20 protein-coding genes are annotated in these 20,191 nt (G+C 65.7%); 10 read left to right on the top strand and 10 right to left on the bottom strand.

Going from position 1 to position 20,191, the window contains the following annotated elements:
- Positions 1-68: 68 nt before the first annotated feature.
- Complete coding sequence (locus tag RX327_RS34240; protein WP_028333508.1) at positions 69-527, bottom strand: MarR family winged helix-turn-helix transcriptional regulator; 459 nt, start codon at positions 525-527, stop codon at positions 69-71.
- Between the two features lie 82 nt (positions 528-609).
- Between RX327_RS34240 and RX327_RS34235 the strand changes: the two genes are divergently transcribed.
- The 4 genes from RX327_RS34235 to RX327_RS34220 all read left to right on the top strand — a co-directional run bounded on the left by RX327_RS34235 (position 610) and on the right by RX327_RS34220 (position 4,899).
- Complete coding sequence (locus RX327_RS34235) at positions 610-1,563, top strand: MFS transporter (protein WP_317248523.1); 954 nt, start codon at positions 610-612, stop codon at positions 1,561-1,563.
- The gene (locus RX327_RS34230; RefSeq protein WP_317248522.1) at positions 1,545-2,042 is read left to right on the top strand and encodes an MFS transporter; all 498 of its coding nucleotides are present in this window, start codon (positions 1,545-1,547) and stop codon (positions 2,040-2,042) included. The genes RX327_RS34235 and RX327_RS34230 overlap by 19 nt, the downstream gene beginning before the upstream one ends.
- A gap of 178 nt (positions 2,043-2,220) precedes the next feature.
- Complete coding sequence (locus RX327_RS34225) at positions 2,221-3,894, top strand: mucoidy inhibitor MuiA family protein (protein WP_317248521.1); 1,674 nt, start codon at positions 2,221-2,223, stop codon at positions 3,892-3,894.
- Between the two features lie 168 nt (positions 3,895-4,062).
- On the top strand, positions 4,063-4,899 hold the full coding sequence (locus RX327_RS34220) for an enoyl-CoA hydratase-related protein (RefSeq protein ID WP_050382765.1): 837 nt from the start codon (positions 4,063-4,065) through the stop codon (positions 4,897-4,899).
- 186 nt (positions 4,900-5,085) lie between these two features.
- Here the strand turns inward: RX327_RS34220 and RX327_RS34215 are convergent, their stop codons facing one another.
- The 5 genes from RX327_RS34215 to hemP all read right to left on the bottom strand — a co-directional run bounded on the left by RX327_RS34215 (position 5,086) and on the right by hemP (position 9,725).
- Positions 5,086-6,438 carry an esterase-like activity of phytase family protein gene (locus RX327_RS34215; protein ID WP_317248520.1) on the bottom strand — a complete coding sequence of 451 codons (1,353 nt, stop codon included), beginning with the start codon at positions 6,436-6,438 and terminating at the stop codon, positions 5,086-5,088.
- Positions 6,439-6,674: 236 nt separating this feature from the next.
- Positions 6,675-7,466: a heme ABC transporter ATP-binding protein gene (locus tag RX327_RS34210; RefSeq protein ID WP_317248519.1), complete on the bottom strand. Its 792-nt coding sequence runs from the start codon at positions 7,464-7,466 to the stop codon at positions 6,675-6,677.
- A complete protein-coding gene (locus RX327_RS34205; RefSeq protein ID WP_317248518.1) occupies positions 7,463-8,563 on the bottom strand; it encodes a FecCD family ABC transporter permease in 1,101 nt (366 codons plus the stop codon). Before RX327_RS34205 ends, RX327_RS34210 begins: the two co-directional genes overlap by 4 nt.
- Complete coding sequence (locus RX327_RS34200; protein ID WP_317248517.1) at positions 8,560-9,510, bottom strand: hemin ABC transporter substrate-binding protein; 951 nt, start codon at positions 9,508-9,510, stop codon at positions 8,560-8,562. The genes RX327_RS34205 and RX327_RS34200 overlap by 4 nt, the downstream gene beginning before the upstream one ends.
- An 8-nt stretch (positions 9,511-9,518) precedes the next feature.
- Complete coding sequence (gene hemP, locus RX327_RS34195) at positions 9,519-9,725, bottom strand: hemin uptake protein HemP (protein WP_016840569.1); 207 nt, start codon at positions 9,723-9,725, stop codon at positions 9,519-9,521.
- A gap of 255 nt (positions 9,726-9,980) precedes the next feature.
- Between hemP and RX327_RS34190 the strand changes: the two genes are divergently transcribed.
- The 6 genes from RX327_RS34190 (at position 9,981) to RX327_RS34165 (ending at position 15,416) form a co-directional block, all read left to right on the top strand.
- Positions 9,981-12,326 carry a TonB-dependent hemoglobin/transferrin/lactoferrin family receptor gene (locus RX327_RS34190; protein WP_317248516.1) on the top strand — a complete coding sequence of 782 codons (2,346 nt, stop codon included), beginning with the start codon at positions 9,981-9,983 and terminating at the stop codon, positions 12,324-12,326.
- Positions 12,327-12,473: 147 nt separating this feature from the next.
- The gene (locus tag RX327_RS34185) at positions 12,474-12,809 is read left to right on the top strand and encodes an antibiotic biosynthesis monooxygenase family protein (protein WP_050382754.1); all 336 of its coding nucleotides are present in this window, start codon (positions 12,474-12,476) and stop codon (positions 12,807-12,809) included.
- Positions 12,809-13,330, top strand: coding sequence for a heme utilization cystosolic carrier protein HutX (gene hutX, locus RX327_RS34180; protein ID WP_317251391.1), 522 nt, complete (start codon positions 12,809-12,811; stop codon positions 13,328-13,330). Before RX327_RS34185 ends, hutX begins: the two co-directional genes overlap by 1 nt.
- A 58-nt stretch (positions 13,331-13,388) precedes the next feature.
- Entirely contained in the window at positions 13,389-14,141 is a 753-nt protein-coding gene (gene exbB / locus RX327_RS34175; protein ID WP_317251390.1) for a tonB-system energizer ExbB, read from the top strand.
- Between the two features lie 3 nt (positions 14,142-14,144).
- Complete coding sequence (exbD, locus tag RX327_RS34170; protein ID WP_317248515.1) at positions 14,145-14,591, top strand: TonB system transport protein ExbD; 447 nt, start codon at positions 14,145-14,147, stop codon at positions 14,589-14,591.
- Positions 14,592-14,594: 3 nt separating this feature from the next.
- Positions 14,595-15,416, top strand: coding sequence for an energy transducer TonB (locus RX327_RS34165; protein ID WP_050382748.1), 822 nt, complete (start codon positions 14,595-14,597; stop codon positions 15,414-15,416).
- Between the two features lie 152 nt (positions 15,417-15,568).
- Here RX327_RS34165 and RX327_RS34160 read toward each other — a convergent pair whose 3' ends face one another.
- From RX327_RS34160 to RX327_RS34145, 4 genes are all read right to left on the bottom strand, one after another.
- Positions 15,569-16,411 (bottom strand): carbohydrate ABC transporter permease, encoded by an 843-nt coding sequence (locus RX327_RS34160; RefSeq protein WP_410712220.1) that lies wholly within the window; start codon positions 16,409-16,411, stop codon positions 15,569-15,571.
- A 46-nt stretch (positions 16,412-16,457) separates the two neighbouring features.
- On the bottom strand, positions 16,458-17,414 hold the full coding sequence (locus RX327_RS34155) for a sugar ABC transporter permease (protein ID WP_317248513.1): 957 nt from the start codon (positions 17,412-17,414) through the stop codon (positions 16,458-16,460).
- 128 nt (positions 17,415-17,542) lie between these two features.
- Positions 17,543-18,889, bottom strand: a complete 1,347-nt coding sequence (locus RX327_RS34150) for an ABC transporter substrate-binding protein (RefSeq protein WP_317248512.1) — start codon at positions 18,887-18,889, stop codon at positions 17,543-17,545.
- A 144-nt stretch (positions 18,890-19,033) separates the two neighbouring features.
- Positions 19,034-20,077 carry a C-terminal binding protein gene (locus RX327_RS34145; RefSeq protein WP_317248511.1) on the bottom strand — a complete coding sequence of 348 codons (1,044 nt, stop codon included), beginning with the start codon at positions 20,075-20,077 and terminating at the stop codon, positions 19,034-19,036.
- Between the last annotated feature and the right edge of the window lie 114 nt (positions 20,078-20,191).

Genomic DNA, 20,191 nt, shown 5'->3' with positions numbered 1-20,191 from the left:
ATCGACACTGATCGTGTGCGAACCAGGGGCCCGGCGGCAACGCCGGGCCGCTTTTCTTTTGGAGCCGGCTAGCTCGCCGGTGAGCCGAGCGCGCGCTCGTCAAACTCGAGCGAGGCAATCAGTTCGAGCGTCTGCCTGAGATCGGCGGCCTGCCTTGCGCCAAAGGCGGTCTCGAAACGCTCCTGCGCCTTGAGCCATGCGGCCTGTGATTCCTCGAGCCTGGCTTCGCCGCGCTTGGTGAGCCGCACCAGCCGGCTGCGCCGGTCATTCTTGTCGACAATGATGGTCAACAGACCGTCGCGCTCGAGCGGCTTGAGGTTGTGGTTGAGCGCAGTGCGGTCGAGCACCAAGGCTGCGGCAAGCTCGCCCATCGTCGGCGCGCCCGACCGCCTGACATAGACCAGAATCGCCCGTTGCGTGCCGCGCAGGCCGGATGTCGCAAGGACCTGATCGTAAAGCTGCGACACCCGCCGCGTCGCCTTGCGCAACGCCGTGAGATTACACCGGCTGGGTTCCGTTTTCGCCATCGCTGCCTCCGATGGACTTGACAGATACATGCATATGCACCTAATGACAATAGATGCATATGCACATATTTTGGAGGGTGTGATGTCGGAGGTAGAGGCGGAGACCATCGATCTGGTCGTCGAACCTGATGCGCGGCCGCGGTCCGGCGTCGCCACCGCAACCCCGCGCCAGGTGCTTGCGATCGTGTCGGTCGGCATTTGCCTCGCCAATCTCGATTTGTTCATCGTCAATGTCGGGCTGCCGAACATCGCGCAGGAATTTCGCGGCGCCTCGCTTGAGGATCTGTCCTGGATCCTCAATGCCTATGCCATTGCCTACGCGGCCTTGCTGGTGTTCTTCGGCCGGCTCGCCGAACGCCACAGCCGCAATCTCAGCTTCCTGCTCGGCGTCGCGCTGTTCACGGCCGCGTCAGCCGCATGTGCGCTGGCGTCCAGTGTCGAGTTCCTGGTCGTCTCCCGCGTGGCGCAGGCCGCCGGTGCGGCATTGATGACGCCGACCTCGATCGGCCTGCTGCTGGCATCATTTCCGCCCGAGCAGCGCGCCGGGGCGGTGCGCACCTGGACGGCGATCGGCGGCCTTGCCGCCGCACTGGGCCCGCTCGCGGGAGGCGTCCTGGTCACGTTCGACTGGCGCTGGATCTTCATCGTCAATGTCCCGATCGGCGTGGTCGCGCTGATCATCGGCTGGCTGAAATTGCCCGAAGTGCCCGGTCACGACGTGCCGCGTCCGAGTTCATGGGCGGCGCTGCTGGTGATCTCCGGCATCGGTGCGCTGACCTTTGCGATCGTGAAGGCGAACGATTGGGGATGGAGTTCGCGCGGCGTCGTGCTCGGCTTTGCCGTCGCGGCCGTCTCGCTCGCCGCCTTCGCGTGGCATTGCCTCAGATCGAGGAATGCCTTCGTCGATCCTGCACTGTTCGCGGTCAGGCCGTTCACCGGCGCGTCGCTGGTGATGGCGCCTTATTCGGCGGCCTTCGGCGCCATGCTGCTGTCCTGCGCGTTGTGGGAGCAGACGGTATGGGCTGGTCGGCGTTGAAGACCGGCCTTGCAATCGCCCCCGGTCCGCTGATGGTGCCGATCACCTCGCTGTTGTTTGCCGGCCGGCTGATTGCGCGGTTTGGCGCCGCGGCCGTCGTCTCCGCCGGGATCGTGCTGTTCGCGGCCGGCCTCGCGATCTGGGCGACGCTGCTCGGGGCCGAACCCAATGCGCCTGCCGTCGTCGCGGGCGTGATGCTGATCGGTATCGGCGTCGGGCTGACCTTTCCGACCCTGATGGGCGTCGGCGCCGGCGCGCTGCCGCCGTCGTCGTTTGCCACCGGCTCGGGCGTCATCAACATGATCCGGCAGGCGGCACTGGCGATCGGCGTCGCGATCTTTGTCGCGATCCTTGCAACGCCGGTCTCGATGACCGAGCGGATCGCGGCGTTTCAGCGCGGCTGGTGGATCATGATCGCGATCACCTTGGCCGGCTTCGTGCCGAATTATCTGTTCATCCGGCGCAAGGCGGATCGCTAGAGCCCGAAGACATCGCCGCGCCATGCGGCAGCCGCTGCGGCGCCATCGTCGCGCCGCAGGGAAACCTCAATCGAACCAGTCCCTTCCTCGCTGCGTCTCACGAGCAGAAACGGCGCGCCCTCGAGCCCGGCGCGCCGTTCGTCTCGCGCGCGATGCGGCGTTTTTCCGGAGGGATGTCATGTGCAGGATTGCGAATTATCTAGTGACCACCAGCCTGGTGCTGGCGGGTGCGCTGGTTGCCGGGCCGCTGCATGCGGCCAATCTCGATGCGGCCTCGCAGGTCGACGCCGTGACCGTCTATCCCGATGGCGCGAGCGTCACCCGCGTCATCACGCTGGACCTGCCTGCCGGCGACAACACCCTCATCGCCAGGGATTTCCCGATGGAGCTCGATACAGGCTCGCTTCGAGTGGAGGGCGAGGCGGGCGGCCGGTTGACGATCGGGGCCATCGACGCACGGCACCCGCGCCCGCTGGAGCCGGCGAACCTGCCTGAGATCGACAAGCGGATCGAGGTGCTGAAGGATCAGCGCGAGGATCTGCAGGGGATCATCTCGTCGGCCGAGGCGCGGCGCAAATTCGTCGAACATTTCGCCGAGGCCGCGCCGGTCGGGATCGGCGAGAAGGGCGAGGCGCGTCCGGTGAGCGAGTGGCGCGCCGCGTTCTCAGCGGTGGGGGATGAAGTCGCAACCGCCGACAACGCGATCCGCGACGCCACGCGCAAGCAGCGTGACATCGACCGCGAGATCGTGCGCCTTGAAGCCGATCGTGCCGCCAAGCCGCCGAGCAAGCTCGAGGTACGGATCGAGCTGGCTTCCGCCGCCGCGACCCGCGCGACGCTGCGGGTCACTTATGCGGTGCGCAACGCCCGTTGGGTGCCGCTCTATGACGCTCGTCTCGATACCGGCGCCAGGGACCGCAAGCCCGCGATCGAGCTGGTGCGCCGCGCCGAGATCACCCAGTCGACCGGTGAGGACTGGTCGAACGTGGCGCTCGTCGTTTCCACCGTGCGGGTCGCGCGCGGCGGCAACGCGCCCGACCTCCGCTCGCTGATCGTGCAATATCCGCAGCCGCCGCGGCCGCTGGCGAAGCTGTCCGGAGAGGCCAGCATGCGGGCGCGCGAGGCGCTGGCACCTGCGCCAGCCGCCGACGCGGTTCAGCAATTCCGTTTTGGTGGGGGACGCATGGACGAACTGGAAGCCACCGCCGAGATCGGCGCTTTCCAGGCCACCTTCAAGATCCCCGGCCGCGTCAGCGTTGCCGCCAATGAGGGCGCAAAGAGCCTGCGTATCTCGACGGCGACCATCACCCCCGATCTCGCGGTTCGCGCCGTTCCGGTGATCGACCCGACCGCTTTCCTGGAAGCGAGCTTCGTGCAGGCCGACGATGCGCCGTTGCTGCCGGGACAGGTCTCGATCTACCGCGACGGCATCTTTGTCGGCCGCAGCCGGATGGCCACCGCCGCCAAGGACGACATCGTGCGGCTCGGCTTCGGCGCCGACGACAAGGTCAGAATCGAGCGCGCCGTGCTCAAGCGCAACGAGGGCTCGGCCGGCTTGCTCGTGACGACGTCGAAGACCGACGAGCGTTCGTTCAAGACCACGATCCGCAACGGCCATGATTTCCCGATCAAGGTCGCGATCGAGGATCAGCTGCCGGTCAGCGAGAACGAGGACATCGTCGTCGAGATGCTGCCCTCGTCGACGCCGGCGACGACGACCAATCTGCGCGACAAGCGCGGCGTACTGGAATGGGCGTTCGAGGCCAAGGCCGGCGAGGTCCGTGACATCAATTTCGCCTGGCGGATGCGCTGGCCCAAGGACAAGGGCGTCGTGATGGTGCCGGCGGGCTAGAGCCCGTGCCGGGCTCTAGCGTTGTTGCTTGACGCATTTTCTTCACGCGAACCGGAACCCACTTCGCTTGAAAACGCTATGAGGACCTGCGTCATCTACCGATGACAACCCTCCCGATCTCGGGCATCACTTTGCCAAAGGCAACAAAGCCTGAGATCGGGAGGATCCATGAGCTACCAGCACATCGTCGTCGATGATCCGCGTCCGCGCGTCCGCCGCATCACGCTGAACCGCCCCGAGAAGCGCAACGCGCTGAACAACCGCCTGCGCGGCGAGATCTTCGAGGTGCTGGAACAGGCCGACCGCGATCCCGGGATTTCGATCTCGATCCTGCGCGGCGCCGGACCCTGCTTCTCGGCGGGCTACGATCTCTCCGCCGACAACCGCGTCGACCAGCCCTACCATTCGGCATCCGGCCCCGGCCAGTGGTCGCGCCATGTCGTCGAGGGCTGGTTCTCGATCTGGGATCTCGCAAAGCCTGTGATCGCGCAGGTGCACGGCTATTGCCTCGCCGGCGGCACAGAGCTCGCGACCGCCTGCGACGTGGTCTATGTCGCCGACGACGCCCAGATCGGCTATCCGCCGGTGCGGCTGATGAGCCCGCCCGACATGCAGTATCACCCGTGGCTGGTCGGCATGCGCCGCGCCATGGAATTGATGTTGACGGGTGACGCGATGTCCGGCCGCGAGGCCGCCGAATGGGGCTATGCGACCCGGTCGTTTCCGCTTGCCGAACTGGAGGCGAAGACGCTCGATTTCGCCGAGCGCGCGGCGAAAGTGCCGATCGAGCTGCAACAGCTCAACAAGCGCAGCGTCCACCGCGCCATGGAAATCATGGGCGCCCGCGCCGCGATACGGGCCGGCACCGAAATCCAGGCGCTGGCCTTCACGACCGAGGCCAGCAAGGCCTACATGGCGGGCTTCCGCCGCGACGGCGGCAGCGTGAAGGCCCAGCTCGACCAGCGCGACACGACGTTCGGAGATTACCGGACGAAGAAGGAGTGACGTGGCTTGCCGCGCGCGCTGACCGGTGCGGCGATAATAGCCGGTTTAAATTCGCTGTCATGCCCCGGCTTGATCGGGGCATCCAGTACGCCGCGGCTTGTCCGCTAAATTCGGACGTCTCTGCAATACTGGGTCGCCCGGCCGAGCCGGGCGACGATACGATTGCGTGCTGCGACAACAGGCCCTTCACTTCGCCTTCAGGAAATCCGCGACTTCCAGCAGCACGAACTCGTTGTCATCGGCCTTGTTGGGATCGCGGCTGGAGGAGAACGGCAGGTTGTTGTCGTTGCCGACGATGATATGGGTGTCGTCGACGCGATCGACGTTCTCGATGGTGAAGAACGGGAAGGTGTAGACGCCGTCGTTGAGCGGCTTCCGCGCCTTCTTGTCGGGATCCCTGATCTTCATCAGGTCGATATAGCCGATCTTGCGCACGGGCTTGCCGACATTGGCGTCGGAGAGCTCGATCTTGTAGACGCGCTTGAACTTGGCGAGATCAGGGAAGCAGTTCTCGCCGCGGGTGCCTTGCGGGCAGGCCTTGTCGGCGGTGCCTTCGCCGTTGTCGCGCTCGATGATGAGGCCGGAGGCCTGATCGATCATGTTGAAGTCGCCGATGGCGTTGCCGTTCTGCTCGAACACATACTGCCAGTAGCGGCCGGTGAACTTCTCCGCGGCGACGTCGAATTCGAGAATGCGGGCGGCTTCCTTGCCGTCGACCTTCTCCCAGTCCTTCTTCTCGGCATCCCACAGCGGTCCTTCGAGCAGGCCGTAGAGGAACTTGCCGTCTTTCGACGAGGCGAAGCCCTCATAGCCCTTTGAGCGGCGGAGATTGACATTGGTGTAGGTCGCGCCTGGCGCACCGGGCGTTGCGACGGCCCAATTGTCCGGCGAGCGCACCGGCTTGCCGTCGGCAACCGTGTCGAACACGCCGAGGATCTTGCCCGACTTGTCGGCCTTCAGGATATAGGGGCCGAACTCGTCGCCGATCCAGAAGGTGTCGCCGACGATCTGGAAGCCTTCAGTGTCGAAATCGGAGCCGGTGAGATAGCGCTTCGGGCTACCCTCATGCAGGATGCGGAAGGGCACCTTCTTGTCGGGATCGTGCAGGAAGATGGTCTCCTGTCGCTCGATCTTGCCGCTCGCCCAATCCATCTTGTAGCGGTTCAGGTACAGCATCGAATCCGGCGAGTTGGCGCGCGCGCCCATGCCGTTGTCGGTGATGACCCAGAAGCTGCCGTCGGGCATGGTCTTGATGCCCGAATTCCCCTGGAGCGGCTGCCCCTTGAACGGCAGCGACACGCCGGTGGGACGCTCGTAGGACTTGCCCATGACGGTGCCAGGCGCGTCGACCCGCTTGCCGGTGGTATATTTGCCCGAGCTCTTCAGATCATCAGGGGCGTCGGCGGGCGCGTCAATGAAGCTCTCCGCCGGCATCACGGCGTGTCCTGCCAGCGTCGCCGGGAATTCGCCCTCACTCTGCGCGAACGCCGATGTGGCGAGCAGGATCGAGGCGACGGAGCAGAGCAGGGACAGGCGCATGGTTGATCTCCCAAAGGATAAACGATGCGGTGTTCTCCGAGCCGCCTGTTACAGCCGGCTGACAGTTTTGTGAACCGCGGATGTTGCGGCGGGATAAGGCTTGCGGCGTTACGTCGCCTCTCACTCGCAATCCCATCCTGAGGAGGCCGCGCGGCGGCCGTCTCGAAGGATGGCCGCGAGCAACAGCCGGGCCTCTTGGTTCGAGACGCGCGTACCGCGCTTCTCACCATGAGGGTCTAAACGGGCCGCATGGTCTGCGGCAGCAGGAACGGCACGCCGTTTCCGGTGTAGGCGATCGCAGCGTCGATCTCGAAGATCTCGCGCAGCGTCTCGGCCTTCATCGCGGCGGCGCGGTCGCCGTCGACGACAAGCCGGCCGCGGTGCAGCAGCAGGATGCGGTCGGCGAAGCGGATCGCGAGATTGAGATCGTGCAGGATCGCGATGACGGCGGTGCCGGCCGCCGCGCGGCGGCGCGCGGCCTCGACGAGGTCGATCTGGTGACGCAGATCGAGGCTCGAGGTCGGCTCATCCAGCAGCAAAAGCCCGGGGCCGTGCTCGGTCTCGCCGCAGGCGAGTTGCACCAGCACGCGGGCGAAATGGGCGCGCTGCTGCTCGCCGCCTGACAGCGTCGGCAATTGCCTGAAACGGAAACGCGCGAGCCCGACCTCGTCGAGTGCCGCCTCGACCAGTGCCCGCGTGACGGCACGCGGGCTTTCGCCGGTGCCCATGCTGACGATCTCCTCGACCGTGAACGGGAAGGTGACGTTGATGTGCTGGGACAGCATCGCGCGGTGCTGCGCCAGCGCGAGTGGTCGGTAGGTTTGCAGGTCACGCTGCCTCAGCCTGATCGCCCCGCGCGACGGGCGCAGGTCGCCCGACAGCATCCGCAGCAGGGTCGATTTGCCGGCGCCGTTGGGACCGACGATCGCGACCATCTCGCCGGCGCCGATCTGCAGCGACACCGCGTCGACCAGATCAGTGCTGCCGATCGTCATCGATACCGACTGCGCTTCGAGCAGGGCCGTCATAGCGACACCAGCCCGCGCTGCCGCAACAGGATGAAGAGAAAGACGGGCGCGCCGACGGCCGCGGTCAGGATGCCGATCGGCATCTCCGCCGGCGCCACGATGGTGCGCGCCAGCGTGTCGGCGCCGACCATCAGGACGGCGCCTGATAGCACCGAGGCCGGCAGCAGCAGGCGATGCGCCGGCCCGATCACGAGGCGGAGCAGATGCGGCACGACGATTCCGACGAAGCCGATGACGCCGCTGATCGACACCGCGACGCCGGTCATGGCGGAGACGATGACGATCGAGATCCGCTTCAGGCGCTCGACGTCGACCCCGCCGTGGAAAGCGTCGGCCTCGCCGAGCACCAGCAGATCGAGACCGCGCGCGATCGAGAGGCAGGCGACCAGCGCGACCGCCAGCACCGGCGCCAGCGCCGTGAGCTTGGTCCAGGTCGCGCCGCTCATCGAGCCGAGCATCCAGAACGTGATGTCGCGCAGCTGACGGTCGTCGGCGATGAACACCAGGAGGCCGATGCCCGCGTTGGCGATCGCGGTGATGGCGACGCCGGCGAGCAGGAAGATCGCAATCGAGGTCCGGCCGCCGCGGCTGGCGATGCTGTAAAGCACGATGGTCGTGACCAGCGAGCCGGCAAAGGCCGCGATCGGCAGCAGCTGGTGTTGCAGGAAGCGCAGGCTTTCGCCGAGATGGCTGTCGGTGAACACGATCGCGGCCGCCGCGGCAAACGCGCCGCCGGAGGAGACGCCGACCAGCGCGGGGTCGGCGAGGGGGTTGCGGAACAGGCCCTGCATGATCGCGCCTGATACGGCAAGGAGTCCGCCGACCATCGCCGCCGCCGCGATCCGCGGGATGCGGATCGACCACACCACGAGTTGGTCGCGTGCAAGCAGCGGGTTGGCGACACCATCAGCCCAAAGCCCAAGCGCTGCCGGAAGCCGCGCCATTGGAATCCCGGCGGCCCCGACCGTCAGGGCGACCAGGGCGGCGCCTGCCAGCGCCGCAAGCAGGCAGAGCAGGGTGAGTGTCGCGGCCGGCCGCAGCGACATGCCGGCGCGCCGTTGTTTCGCACGCCCGCGGCGCTCAGTCAGCACGCTCATTGCCGACAATTCGCGGTCAGCGCTGCCGGCTTGAAGTTGTCAGCCTCCGGCGCCAACGCCGGATAGAGCTTGACGGAGAGATCGCGCGCCGCCGCCGCCGTCCGCGGCCCGAAGCCGAGCAGATAGAGCCCGTCCATGGTGATGAAGCTCTTGTTGGCCGCGACCGGCGTCAGCGCAAAGGCTGGATGCGCGAACACGGCATCCGACGTCAGCGAATCCTTGCCGCGATCGATCGACAGCACGACATCCGGTTTCGCCGCCACGATGGCCTCGTCATTGACCGGCTTGTAGCCGTCGTAACCGTCGATGGCGTTGACGCCGCCCGCGAGCTGGATGATCTCGTCGGCCGCGGTCTTGTGGCCGGCCACCATCGCCCGCCCGTTCTGGAGCGACATCACGAACATCACGCGCACCGGCTTCGTCACCCTGGCACGCAGCACACGCAGTTGCGCGAGGTCGCTCTCCACCGCCGTGGTCAGGCAGGCGGCGCGCGGATCGGCGCCCATGGCGTGGCCGACCAACCTGATCTTCTCGACCAGCCCGGCCTCCGAGAACGTCTCCGGCACCAGCACCAGCGGCACCTTGGCCGCCTCGAGCACGTCCATGGTCTCCTTCGGCCCGGAGCCCTGCACCGCGAGCACCAGCGACGGGTGCAGGCCGAGCACGCCCTCCGGCGACAGCTGGCGCATGTAGCCGACGTCGGGCTTCTCGCGCAGCGCAGCCGGCGGGTAGAGGCTGGTCGCATCGACGCCGGCGATGCGATCCTCGAAGCCGAGCGCATAGAGGATCTCGGTGATCGCGCCTCCGATCGAGACGATGCGCGACGGATTGTCGATCACGACGTCGCGGTCGCGCGCGTCATGCACGGTGATGCCCTCGGCTGTCACTGCTTCGATCGGCAGCAGGCAGGAGAAGGCGAACAAAGCGAGCGTGCGACAAATTGTCATCGGCGCCGTCACTTGGTGAGAATCAGCTTGTTCTGCGAGGTCAGCCGCAAGCGGTAGTGCTCCTCGCCATGCATGATGATGATCTCGCGCTCCGCAGCGAACAGGTCGCGGCTGTCGAGACGATTACCGCGCATGATCAGTGTTTTGGCTGCACCGGATGCAGGCTCGGTCTGCTTTCCGGCTGCGCCGATATTGTCTCCGGAAGCTGCGGACATATTGTGGTGTTGCGCCTGCGAAAAATTTTCAAATGGTGTTTTGCTTGTATAAGCGGGCGAAGGCGCATTCCAACGGCTGCACTTTACAATCGATATAAACAGCGCCGCCGCATTCTTGACCGTTTTGTTGCCGGCTCGTAACCAATCCTCACGCGATGCAAGCCGGTGGCTTGCATCGCGACGTAGCCAGCAAGCCGCTCGTCAGAGAGCGCACGCCAGCCAAACCAGAAAAGCGATGATCAGGCTGGGGCTGATATGGCTGACGGGGCTAGGTATTCGCGCGCCCTGATTTTGGGCGCGTCGGTGGTTTCATTTGCGGCAGCACTGCCGGAGCGCGGGTTCGCGCAGACCGCCGATCCGTCGGCTGCGCGTCCTTCCAGCGAACGGCCGAAGCAGGCCAAGCGGAAGCCGAAGCCGGTGGCCGAACCTCAGGCGGTGGCGCCGGCGATGAATGCGCGGGCGCAGATCGGTGCGGTGCCGGTGCAATCGCTCGACACCATCACGGCGGTGGCGTCCAAGACCGAGGAGCGCGCGATCGATGCGCTGGCGCCGGTCAGCGCCGTCACCCTGGACAAGATCCAGGGGCTTCAGCCCAACCGGCTGTCGGACATCTTCTACGCCATTCCCGGCGTGTCGTTTCAGGAGCGCGGCGACGATCCCGCGACCGTCATCAATATTCGCGGCTTGCAGGATTTCGGGCGCGTCGCCGTGGTCGTCGACGGAGCGCGGCAGAACTATCAGCGTACCGGGCACAATGCCAACGGCTCCTTCTTCCTCGATCCCGAGTTGATCGGCGGCGTCGACGTCGTGCGCGGCCCGACCGCCAACATCTACGGCTCCGGCGCGATCGGCGGCCTGGTCTCGTTCCGCACCAAGGACATCAACGACGTGCTGCGACCCGGCGAGCGCTGGGGCGTCGATCTCACGGGCTCCTACGGGTCCAACAACAATCGCGGCCTGGGCTCGGTGTTCGGGGGCGTGCGCGCCACGCCCGACGTCGATATCTTCGGCGGCGCGGTCTACCGCACGCAAGGCAATTACAAGGACGGCAACGGCACCGAGATCGGCAACACCGGCAACCATATCGCGGCCGGCCTGATGAAGGTGACGTTCCGGCCGGCCGAAGGCCACGAGTTCAAGATCGGCGGTATCTTCCAGGACTACCAGTACAATATCGGTCAGCCGAACCGCGGCCCGACCACGACGGCGGCGCCGCTCGCCGCGATCGCGGGCTCCTCGGTCTACGCATCCGACGCCAAGAACTACACGGGCACCTTGAGCTGGAGATATTCCAAGCCGGACGACATGCTGTTCGACTGGAACATCTCGGTCTACGGCAATCGGACCGACAACAACCAGGTCAAGACCTACAACAACCGCATCACCACCGGCGGCGGCGTCTGCACGCTCGCCAATCCCGGCAACAACATCTCCGGCTGCGTCGGCGACAAGCGTGGTTATTTGCTGGACACCGTAGGGATCGACGTCAACAACACCTCGCGCTTCAATTTCGGCGACTGGCGCAACGCCGTGACCTACGGCTTCGACGCCTTCCGCGACGATGTCGAGACCTTCGACTCGCGTGGCAATTCCAACATCACGACGCCGAGCGGCATTCGCACCGTGTCGGGCGGTTTCCTTCAGCTGAAGCAGAACTACTCGACCTGGCTCGAGCTGATCAGCGCGGTCCGCTACGACCACTACGAGCTCAACTCGATCAGCACCACGACCAGCGGCGACCGTTTCTCGCCGAAGATCACGCTCGGCGTCACGCCGGTTCCGGGCTTCCAGCCCTATGTCAGCTACGCCGAGGGCTATCGCGCGCCGTCGATCACCGAGACCGTGATCTCGGGCGGCCACGCCACTGGCGGCGGGCCGGCGCTGTTCAACTGCCCCGACGGCACCTCAGGCCTGTTCTGCTTCCTGCCCAATGCGGCGCTGCGGCCGGAGGTCGGCAAGAACAAGGAAGTCGGCATCAACCTGAAATATGACGGCATCCTCACCGCGAGCGACTCGTTCCGCGGCAAGATCAACGTGTTCCGCAACGACGTCGACGGTTATATCGATCTCGTCGCCTCGGCGCCGACGCTGACGCCGTTCGGGCGCTTCAGCCAGTACTATCAGTACCAGAACATCGCCAATGCCCGCATCGAGGGCTTCGAGGCGGAGACGATGTACGATGCCGGCAGCTGGTTCATCGGCGTCGCCGGCCATCTGATGCGCGGCCGGAACACCCAGACCAATGTCGGGCTCGCCACCATCACGCCGCGCAAGGTGACGACGACCGGCGGCGTGCGGTTGCTCGACCGTTCGTTGATCATTGCCGCGCAATGGTCCTCGTTCGGCGCCAACAACGACCTGCCGGCGGGCTATCTGCCCTCGACCGGCTACGAGCTCGTCAACCTCTATCTGACCTGGAACGCCACCAAGGACATCACCTTCACGGCGTCGGTCGACAATCTCTTGAACCAGTACTACCGGCCTTACGCCATTCCGGGCAGCTCGACCGACGGCACGTCGCAGAACGACGTGCTGTTCTCGAGCCCCGGTCCGGGTACCGTCTACAAGGCCGGGCTCAGGATTCACCTAGGTGGAGCGTAACGCGAGACGCCGATCATTCCATCCAGGTTGCTCCGGCTGCGCTGGTGCCCCCGGCGCGGCCTTTGGCGTATTCCTTGGCGCGTTCATGTTATTAACGAGATCAACCGGCAGGATCGGGCATCCGCCGTCATACAGGAGAGAGTTTTCATGTTCATCGCAATGAACCGGTTCCAGGTGATCAAGGGCAAGGAGCAGGCGTTCGAGACGGTCTGGAAGACGCGCGAATCCTATCTCGGCGATCTGCCTGGATTCATCGAGTTTCACCTGGTGAAGGGCCCCGAGGCCGAGGATCACACGCTCTACGCGACCCACACGGTGTGGGCCAGCAAGGCGGCGTTCGAGGACTGGACCAAATCCGATGCGTTCCGCCGCGCCCATTCCCGCGCCGGCAACGAGACCGGCGGCAGCCTCTATCTCGGGCACCCGAAATTCGAGGGCTTCGAGGTGCTGATCACCGAGCGGGCGAAGAGCGCGGCGGCGTGATGGAGGCGGTCGTGCCTGATGCGGAGCTTGTGGGGCTCAAGGCGTATATGGCCGACAATCCCGGCGCGGTGATCGAGGACGTTGCGCGCGAGCGCAAGGTCACCCCGCGCGCGGTGATCGAGGCGCTGCCCGAGAGCATGGTGCGGATCGGCCCCGGCGAGTTTGCCGCCGCGATGCAGGACATCGCGGAGTGGGGCGAGGTGACGCTGATCGTGCACACCGATGACGCGATCTTCGAGTTCACCGGCGCCATTCCGAACGGCGAAGTCGGCCGCGGGTATTTCAACCTGATGCAGCCGAAGGGATTGCACGGCCATCTCCGCCACGAGCGGTGCGCGGCCGTTGCCTTCGTCGAGCGTCCCTTCATGGGCAAGACGTCCGCCTTCGTCGCCTTCGTCAACGCCGATGGCGGCATCATGTTCAAGGTGTTTGTCGGCCGCGACGAGACGCGCGCGCTGCGCGGCGATCAGCTGGTGCGCTTTCATGCGCTGGCGGACCGCCTCGCGCCGCAGGCGGGCTGAAAGCAACGAAGGACGGGAGGCGACAATGTGGCAGCGCTGGCTTGGGCGAAGCATCTGGATGGCGGCGTCGGCCGGGCTCGGCATGCTGCCGGGCACGAGCCTTGCCGCAGCCGACGCCGCCCTGTTGCCGCGCAATCTGTCGCCCTGGGGCATGTTCGTCAGCGCCGACATCATCGTGAAGGCGGTGATGATCGGGCTCGCCTTCGCCTCGCTGGTGACGTGGACGGTGTGGCTCGCCAAGACCATCGAGATCCGCCGCAAGACCGCGCTCGCCCGGCAGGGGATCGGCCTCCTTGAGCGTGACACCCAGCTTGCCGAGGTCGAGCAGGCGAGCCGCGACAGCAACGACGCGGTGGCGCAGATCGTGCAATCGGCCTCGCGCGAGGCTGCGCTGTCCGGCGGCACGTTCGACGACGGCTTCAAGGAGCGCATCGCGCTACGGCTGGAGCGGGTCGAGGCGGCGATGTCACGGCAGATCGCGCGCGGTACCGGCGTGCTCGCGACCATCGGCGCCACCGCGCCGTTCGTCGGCCTGTTCGGCACCGTCTGGGGCATCATGAATTCCTTCATCGGCATCTCTGAGAGTCACACTACCAGCCTTGCAGTGGTCGCGCCCGGCATCGCGGAAGCGCTGCTCGCGACCGCGCTCGGTCTCGTTGCCGCCATTCCGGCGGTCGTGATCTACAATCATCTGACCCGTTCGATCGCGTCTTACCGCGCGCTGCTCGGCGACGCCTCCGTCATGGTGATGCTGCTGGTCAGCCGCGAGGGCGATCGCAGCCTGTTCCGGCTGGCGCGCGCTGCGGAGTAGGCGATGGGCGCGAAGCTTGGCACTGGCGGCGCGTTCGGCGGCCGGCGTCGCGGCGACGACGATCTGGTCGAGGCGCATGACATCAACGTCACGCCGTTCATCGACGTCATCCTGGTGCTGCTGATCATCTTCATGGTCGCGGCGCCGCTTGCCACCGTCGACATCGGCGTCGATCTGCCGGCCACCGCGGCCGAACCGGCGCCGCGGCCCGACAAGCCGGTCTTCGTCACCGTCAAGCCGGATCTTTCGATCGCGGTGGGCGAGGACGTGATCGCGCGCGAGACGCTGACGTCGACGCTCGATGGCGCCACGCAAGGCAGGAAGGACGAGCGCATTTATCTGCGCGCCGACAAGGCCGTTTCCTATGGCGACCTGATGGAGGTGATGAACACCTTGCGCAATGCCGGCTATCTCAAGGTCGCGCTGGTCGGCCTCGACGGACGCAGCTGATGTATGAATGCGTACGCGCTTCATGATGCGGGCGGCGAGATCCGGCTGAGGCGTTGGGGCCTGTCGGCGGCAGCGATCCTGGCGGCGCATGCGGCAGTGCTCGCGGTTGCCATGAGCTGGGTCCCGGCGCCGCCGCCGGGCGTCGCGGTGCCGGCAGTGCTGGTCGACCTGACGCCGATCACCTCGGCGCCGGAGCTTTCGGAGACCGAACTGCCGCCGGGGCCGGCGATGCAGGAGGCCGACGCGTCGCCGCCGGAGCCTGCCGCCGCGCAACCCGTGCCGCAGGAGATCGCGCCGACGCCGATGCAGGAGAAGCCCGACGTCGTCGCACCGCCGGAACAGAAGCCGCAGATCACGTCGCCGCAACCCGAGCCCGCGAAAGTCGTTCCGGAGAGGAAGCCCGAACCGGTCAAGCCGAAGGTGGTTCGTCGCGAAGCAAGGAAGCCGTCCGAGGCAACGCCGGCACCGCGCACCAGCGCGCCGAGCCGTGCCGAACGGCAGGCGCCGGCTGCGTCCGCGATCAGCGCCGGCGCAGCCGCGTCAGCGATCGCGGCCTATAACGCCCGCGTCCGCGCGCATCTGCTGCGCTTCCACTCCTATCCGGCCGGCGGCAACGGCCAGCGCGGGGTGGTCCGCCTGGTGTTCACGCTCGGCCGCGGCGGGCAGGTGCTGTCGAGCCATCTCGGCGGCTCCTCTGGCAATCCGACCTTCGACGCGCGCGCGTTGGCGATGGTGCGCCAGGCCCAGCCGTTTCCGGCGTTTCCGTCCGAGATCACGCAGGGCTCGATGGGCTTTTCCGTGCCGGTCGCGTTTGTGCCGCGGTAGTCTTAGCCACGTTCGTCATTGCGAGGAGCGAAGCGACGAAGCAATCCATAGTTCCGCATATGCGGTGCGATGGATTGCTTCGCGGAGCCTGTCACCCGGCGGCGCTTTGCGCCGACCGGGTGGCTCGCATGACAGGGATCGCCTGTGCCCAACTATTCCTTCACCGCGCCGGTCAGCGACGAGACGTAGTAATCCACGAACAGCGAGTAGAAGATCGCGACCGGCAGCGAGCCGAGCAGCGATCCCGCCATCAGCGCGCCCCACTGGTAGACGTCGCCGGTGACGAGCTCGGTCAGGATCGCGACCGGCACGGTCTTGTTGGCGCCGCTCTGGATGAAGGCGAGCGCGTAGATGAACTCGTTCCAGGACAGCGTGAAGGAGAAGATGCCGGCCGAGATCAGGCCGGGCACCGCGAGCGGCAGCGTGATCCGGCGCAGGATCTGGAGCCGTGTCGCACCGTCCACCAGCGCGCATTCCTCGAGCTCGTAGGGGATCGACTTGAAATAGCCGATCAGGAGCCAGGTGCAGAACGGCACCAGGAAGGTCGGATAAACCAGGATCAGGGCAAGCGGCGAGTCGAACAGGCCGAACTGCACCACGACGGTGGCAAGCGGAATGAACAGGATCGACGGCGGCACCAGATAGGCGAGATAGATGCCGAGGCCGACATAGGGGCTGCCGCGGAAGCGCAGCCGTTCGATGGCATAGGCGGCCAGCGTGCTCGCGATCAGCGACAGCGTGGTCGACCCGATCGCCACCAGCATCGTCGTCCATAGCCAGCGCGGATAGGCGGTATTGAACAATAGATGCTTGATATGCGCGAGCGTCGGCGAGGAGATCCAGAACGGATTGTGCTCCTTGTAATTCATCAGCTCCGCGTTCGGCTTGAACGAGGTGATCGCCATCCAGTAGAACGGGAACAGTAGGATGAGCACGAAGCAGCCGAGCGGCAGATAGATCATCACCACGCGCCGGGCGCGGGAGTCCCACGCCATCGTATCGGGGGTGGCGCTGGCGACGTTGGAGGATTGGGCTGCAACATCAGTCATTGCTTTCTCCCTGCTGCCATTTGCGGCGGGCCAAACCGAAATAGGAGAACAGCGTCGCGAACACCAGGAACGGGATCATCGACACCGCGATCGCCGCACCTTCGCCGAGCTCTCCGCCGGCGATGCCGCGCTGGAAGGCCAGCGTCGCGAGCAGGTGAGTCGAGTTGCCGGGGCCGCCGCGTGTGATGGCGTAGACGAGCTGGAAGTCGGTGAAGGTGAAGATGATCGAGAAGGTCATGACGATGGCGAGGATCGGCATCATCATCGGGAAGGTGATGTAGCGGAAGCGCTGCCAGGCGCTGGCGCCGTCGAGCATCGCGGCCTCATAGAGCGAGGGCGAGATGGTCTGCAGGCCCGCCAGCAGCGAGATCGCGACGAAGGGAATGCCGCGCCAGATATTGGCGGCGATCAGCGAGAAGCGCGCCGGCCAGGGCGAGCCGAGGAAGTCGACATTGCTGTCGCGCCAATGCAGCACGTCGACCAGCAGGTAGGAGATGATCGAGAATTGGGGATCGTAGATCCACCAGAACGCCAGCGCCGAGAGCACGGTCGGCACGATCCAGGGCAGCAGGATGATCGCACGCAGCACGCTCTTGAACGGAAAGTGGTTGTTGAGTAGCAGCGCGAGCCAGAAGCCGAGGGCGAACTTCCCGAAGGTCGCGACGGCTGTGTAGAAGATCGAGTAGAACACCGCGTTCCACCACAGGGAGTCGGTGAGCAGGTACTGGAAGTTCTCCAGGCCGACATAGATGCCACGCCGGCCGATCGTGGTGTCGGTGAAAGCGAGCCAGATGCCGAGCCCGAGCGGATAGGTCAGGAACACCGAGAGCAGCCCGATCGCGGGCGCGAGGCACATCACGATCAGGAACGGCTTGTAGTCGAACAGCCGCACCAGCCAGCCCGGCTGGTGCAGCGCGTGTCCTCGTGAAGGGAGGGTGGTGACAGACATCAGGTTCTTGTCTCGGTCCGACTTCCAGCGTCATTCCGGGATGGTGCGTTAGCACCAGACCCGGAATCTCGAGATTCCGGGTTCGATGCTACGCATCGCCCCGGAATGACAGCAGCTTTAGGTCGATCTTACCGGCCCTGCCGCCGGAAGTACCGCTTGCAGCGCTGCTCGGCTTCGGCGGCCGCGGCCTCCGGCGTGGCCGCTCCGGTCGCGACGGACGCGAACATCTGAATCAGCACGTAGTCGGCGCTGACGGCACCCGTCGCCGTTGAGATCGGGCCCTTGTAGCCGTTGTAGTAGGGGCTCCGCATCGTGTCCTTGAAGATCGCGACCTTGGGGTCGCTCGACCACACGGTGGCCTCGGCAAAGGCGGCCAGCGGCTGGGACCAGTAGCCGGAGTTGGCGTTGAGCCACGGCTCGTACTGGTCCTTTTCCAGCATGTATTGCAGGAAGGCCTTGGCGGCGTTGGGGTACTGGCTGTGCTTGAACACCATCGCGTTCAGCGTCAGGCCTGCCATCGGCGAGGTCGGGGCCAGTCCCTTGATCAGGAATTGATGCTCGCTGTCCTCGGCGATCGCCTTGGTCGCCGGATCGTTCTTCAGCGAGAAGTACAGCGAGACGCCGTTGGCGGTCAGGGAAATCTCCTGCGAGGAATAGGCGCGGTTGTTGCTGACGTCGTTCCACGACGTCGTACCGGCGATGAAGGTCGGGTACAGCTGCTTCACCCAGTTCAGCGCGGCGATGGTCTCCTTGCTGTTGATGACGACGTTGCCCTCTTCGTCGAGCAGGGATCCGTTGTGCGACCACAGCGCCCAGCTCGCAAAGCCGTTGCCGTCGCCGACCGCGTTGCCGAGTGCGAAGCCCGCGGGCTTGCCGGCCGCCTTCAGCTTCCTGCAGAGTTCGAGGAAGCCGGCGTGGTCCTCCGGCACCTTGTCGAAGCCGGCGGCGTTGACCAGCGACTTGCGGTAGACCAGCGGGCCGCCCGAGGCGCCGAACGGCAGGCCGACCCAGCTCTTCGACTTCGAGCGCATGCCGTACCGGCGCGCCAGCGGCAGCCAGCCGCCATACCGCTTGCCGAGATAGTCGGCGACGTCTGTCAGCTCGATCAGCTTGTCGATGTAGATGTGCGGCGCATCCGAGAAGCCGATGATGATGTCGGGACCGGCGCCGGAATTGGCGGTCACCGCGGTCTGCTGGTTGATGTCTTCCCAGCCGACGAAGTCGACCTTGACCTCGACCCCGGTCTCCTTGGTGAACTTTGCCGCGTTGGCGCGGAACACGTCCTCGTCGGCCTGGACGAAGCGCACCGGGCGCAGCATGCGCAAGGATGCGCCCTTCTCGATCGGCAGCGACGGCGCCGCGACGTCGGCTGCCTTCACCTTCGATGCCTCCTGCGCCGAAGCGCCGGTGACCGCCAGCGCCGCCGCGGAAGCCCCCAGCACCAGCGCGTCGCGACGCGTGATCTCGTACTTCATGTCGTTCGCACTCCCATTCTTTTTGTTTCGTTGTTGTTTTTCCTTCACGGCGTTTGGCCGCCGGTGAAGGTGTCTTGGTCTCGTCGCCAGCCGCGCAAAGGGCCCGCAAGAGACGGGCCCCGCACGAAAAAGCGCATTCCCGTCCTAGCTGTTCGGTCCCCGGTCCATGCTGACGGGCTGCCAGCGGCGGAGCGCGGTGTTCTGCAGCACCGACGGATTGACGCAGCTTACCGGCCACATGCCCTGAAGCACCAGTGACAATTCGTAGCCCACGCGGCGCTTGCGCGCCTCGTCAAACCGTGCCGAGGCCGACGCCACATGGGCGGTCAGGGTCACGTTCTCCATGCCGAGCAGCGGATTGTTGTGCGAGGGCGGTTCCTTCTCCAGAACGTCGAGGGCGGCGTGCGCGATCCAGCCCTCCTGCAATGCCTTGATCAGGCTCTCCTCGTCCACGGTGGCGCCGCGACCCGTGTTGATGAAGATCGAGCCCTTCTTCATCTGCCGAAAATGCTTCTCGGTCAGCATGTGATGCACCTCGGGGCGGGCCGGGGCGTGCATCGACACAAAGTCGGATTGCGACAACACCTCGTTCAGCGTCGCCGGGATCACGCCGTGGTCGTACATCAGGGTTTCCTGGATGAACGGATCATAGGCCATCATGCGCAGGCCGAACGGCGCCGCGCGCTTCGCAACAGCACGCGCTACGCGGCCGAACGAGATGAAGCCGAGCGTCTGGCCCATCAGCCTCGGGATCTTGAGCAGCGCCGGCCGGCCCTCGGCCCAGCGGCCGCTGCGCACCATCCGGTCCTGCTCGACCAGGCGACGGAAGCCCGCGAGCAGCAGCATCATGGCGTGGTCGGCGACCTCCTCGATGAAGGTGTCGGGGATGTTGGTGACGGGAATGCCGCGCGCGGTGGCGGCCTTGACGTCGACACTGTCGACGCCGACCGAGCCGAGCGTGATGACCTTGCAGCTCTCGAGCGCGTCGATGATCGGCTTGGTGATCGGGATGCCCTTGGCGTAGATGGCGTCGGCATTCTTCGCGGCGGCGATGAACCCGGCCTCGTCGGCGGGCGCCTCGACGATCTCGGCATCGATCGGATCGAGCGCCTCGCGCTCATAGGAGTAATCGCTGCCCGCGACGGTGAAGCTCGCACCCTTCGGCGTCACCACCCTGTATTTCGGCATTTTCCGCTCCCGATGTGAGTCTGCTGTTCTTGCTTCTTGCTGGTTTGCTTCTTGATCTTGATTCTTCTTGCTTCTTGGGGCGCGGCTTGCATCACCGCCCTCCCATGCTTGTAC

The sequence above is a fragment of the Bradyrhizobium sp. BEA-2-5 genome, from assembly GCF_032918025.1.
Lineage (GTDB): Bacteria > Pseudomonadota > Alphaproteobacteria > Rhizobiales > Xanthobacteraceae > Bradyrhizobium > Bradyrhizobium pachyrhizi.
This window is presented reverse-complemented; position numbering and strand designations above follow the sequence as displayed.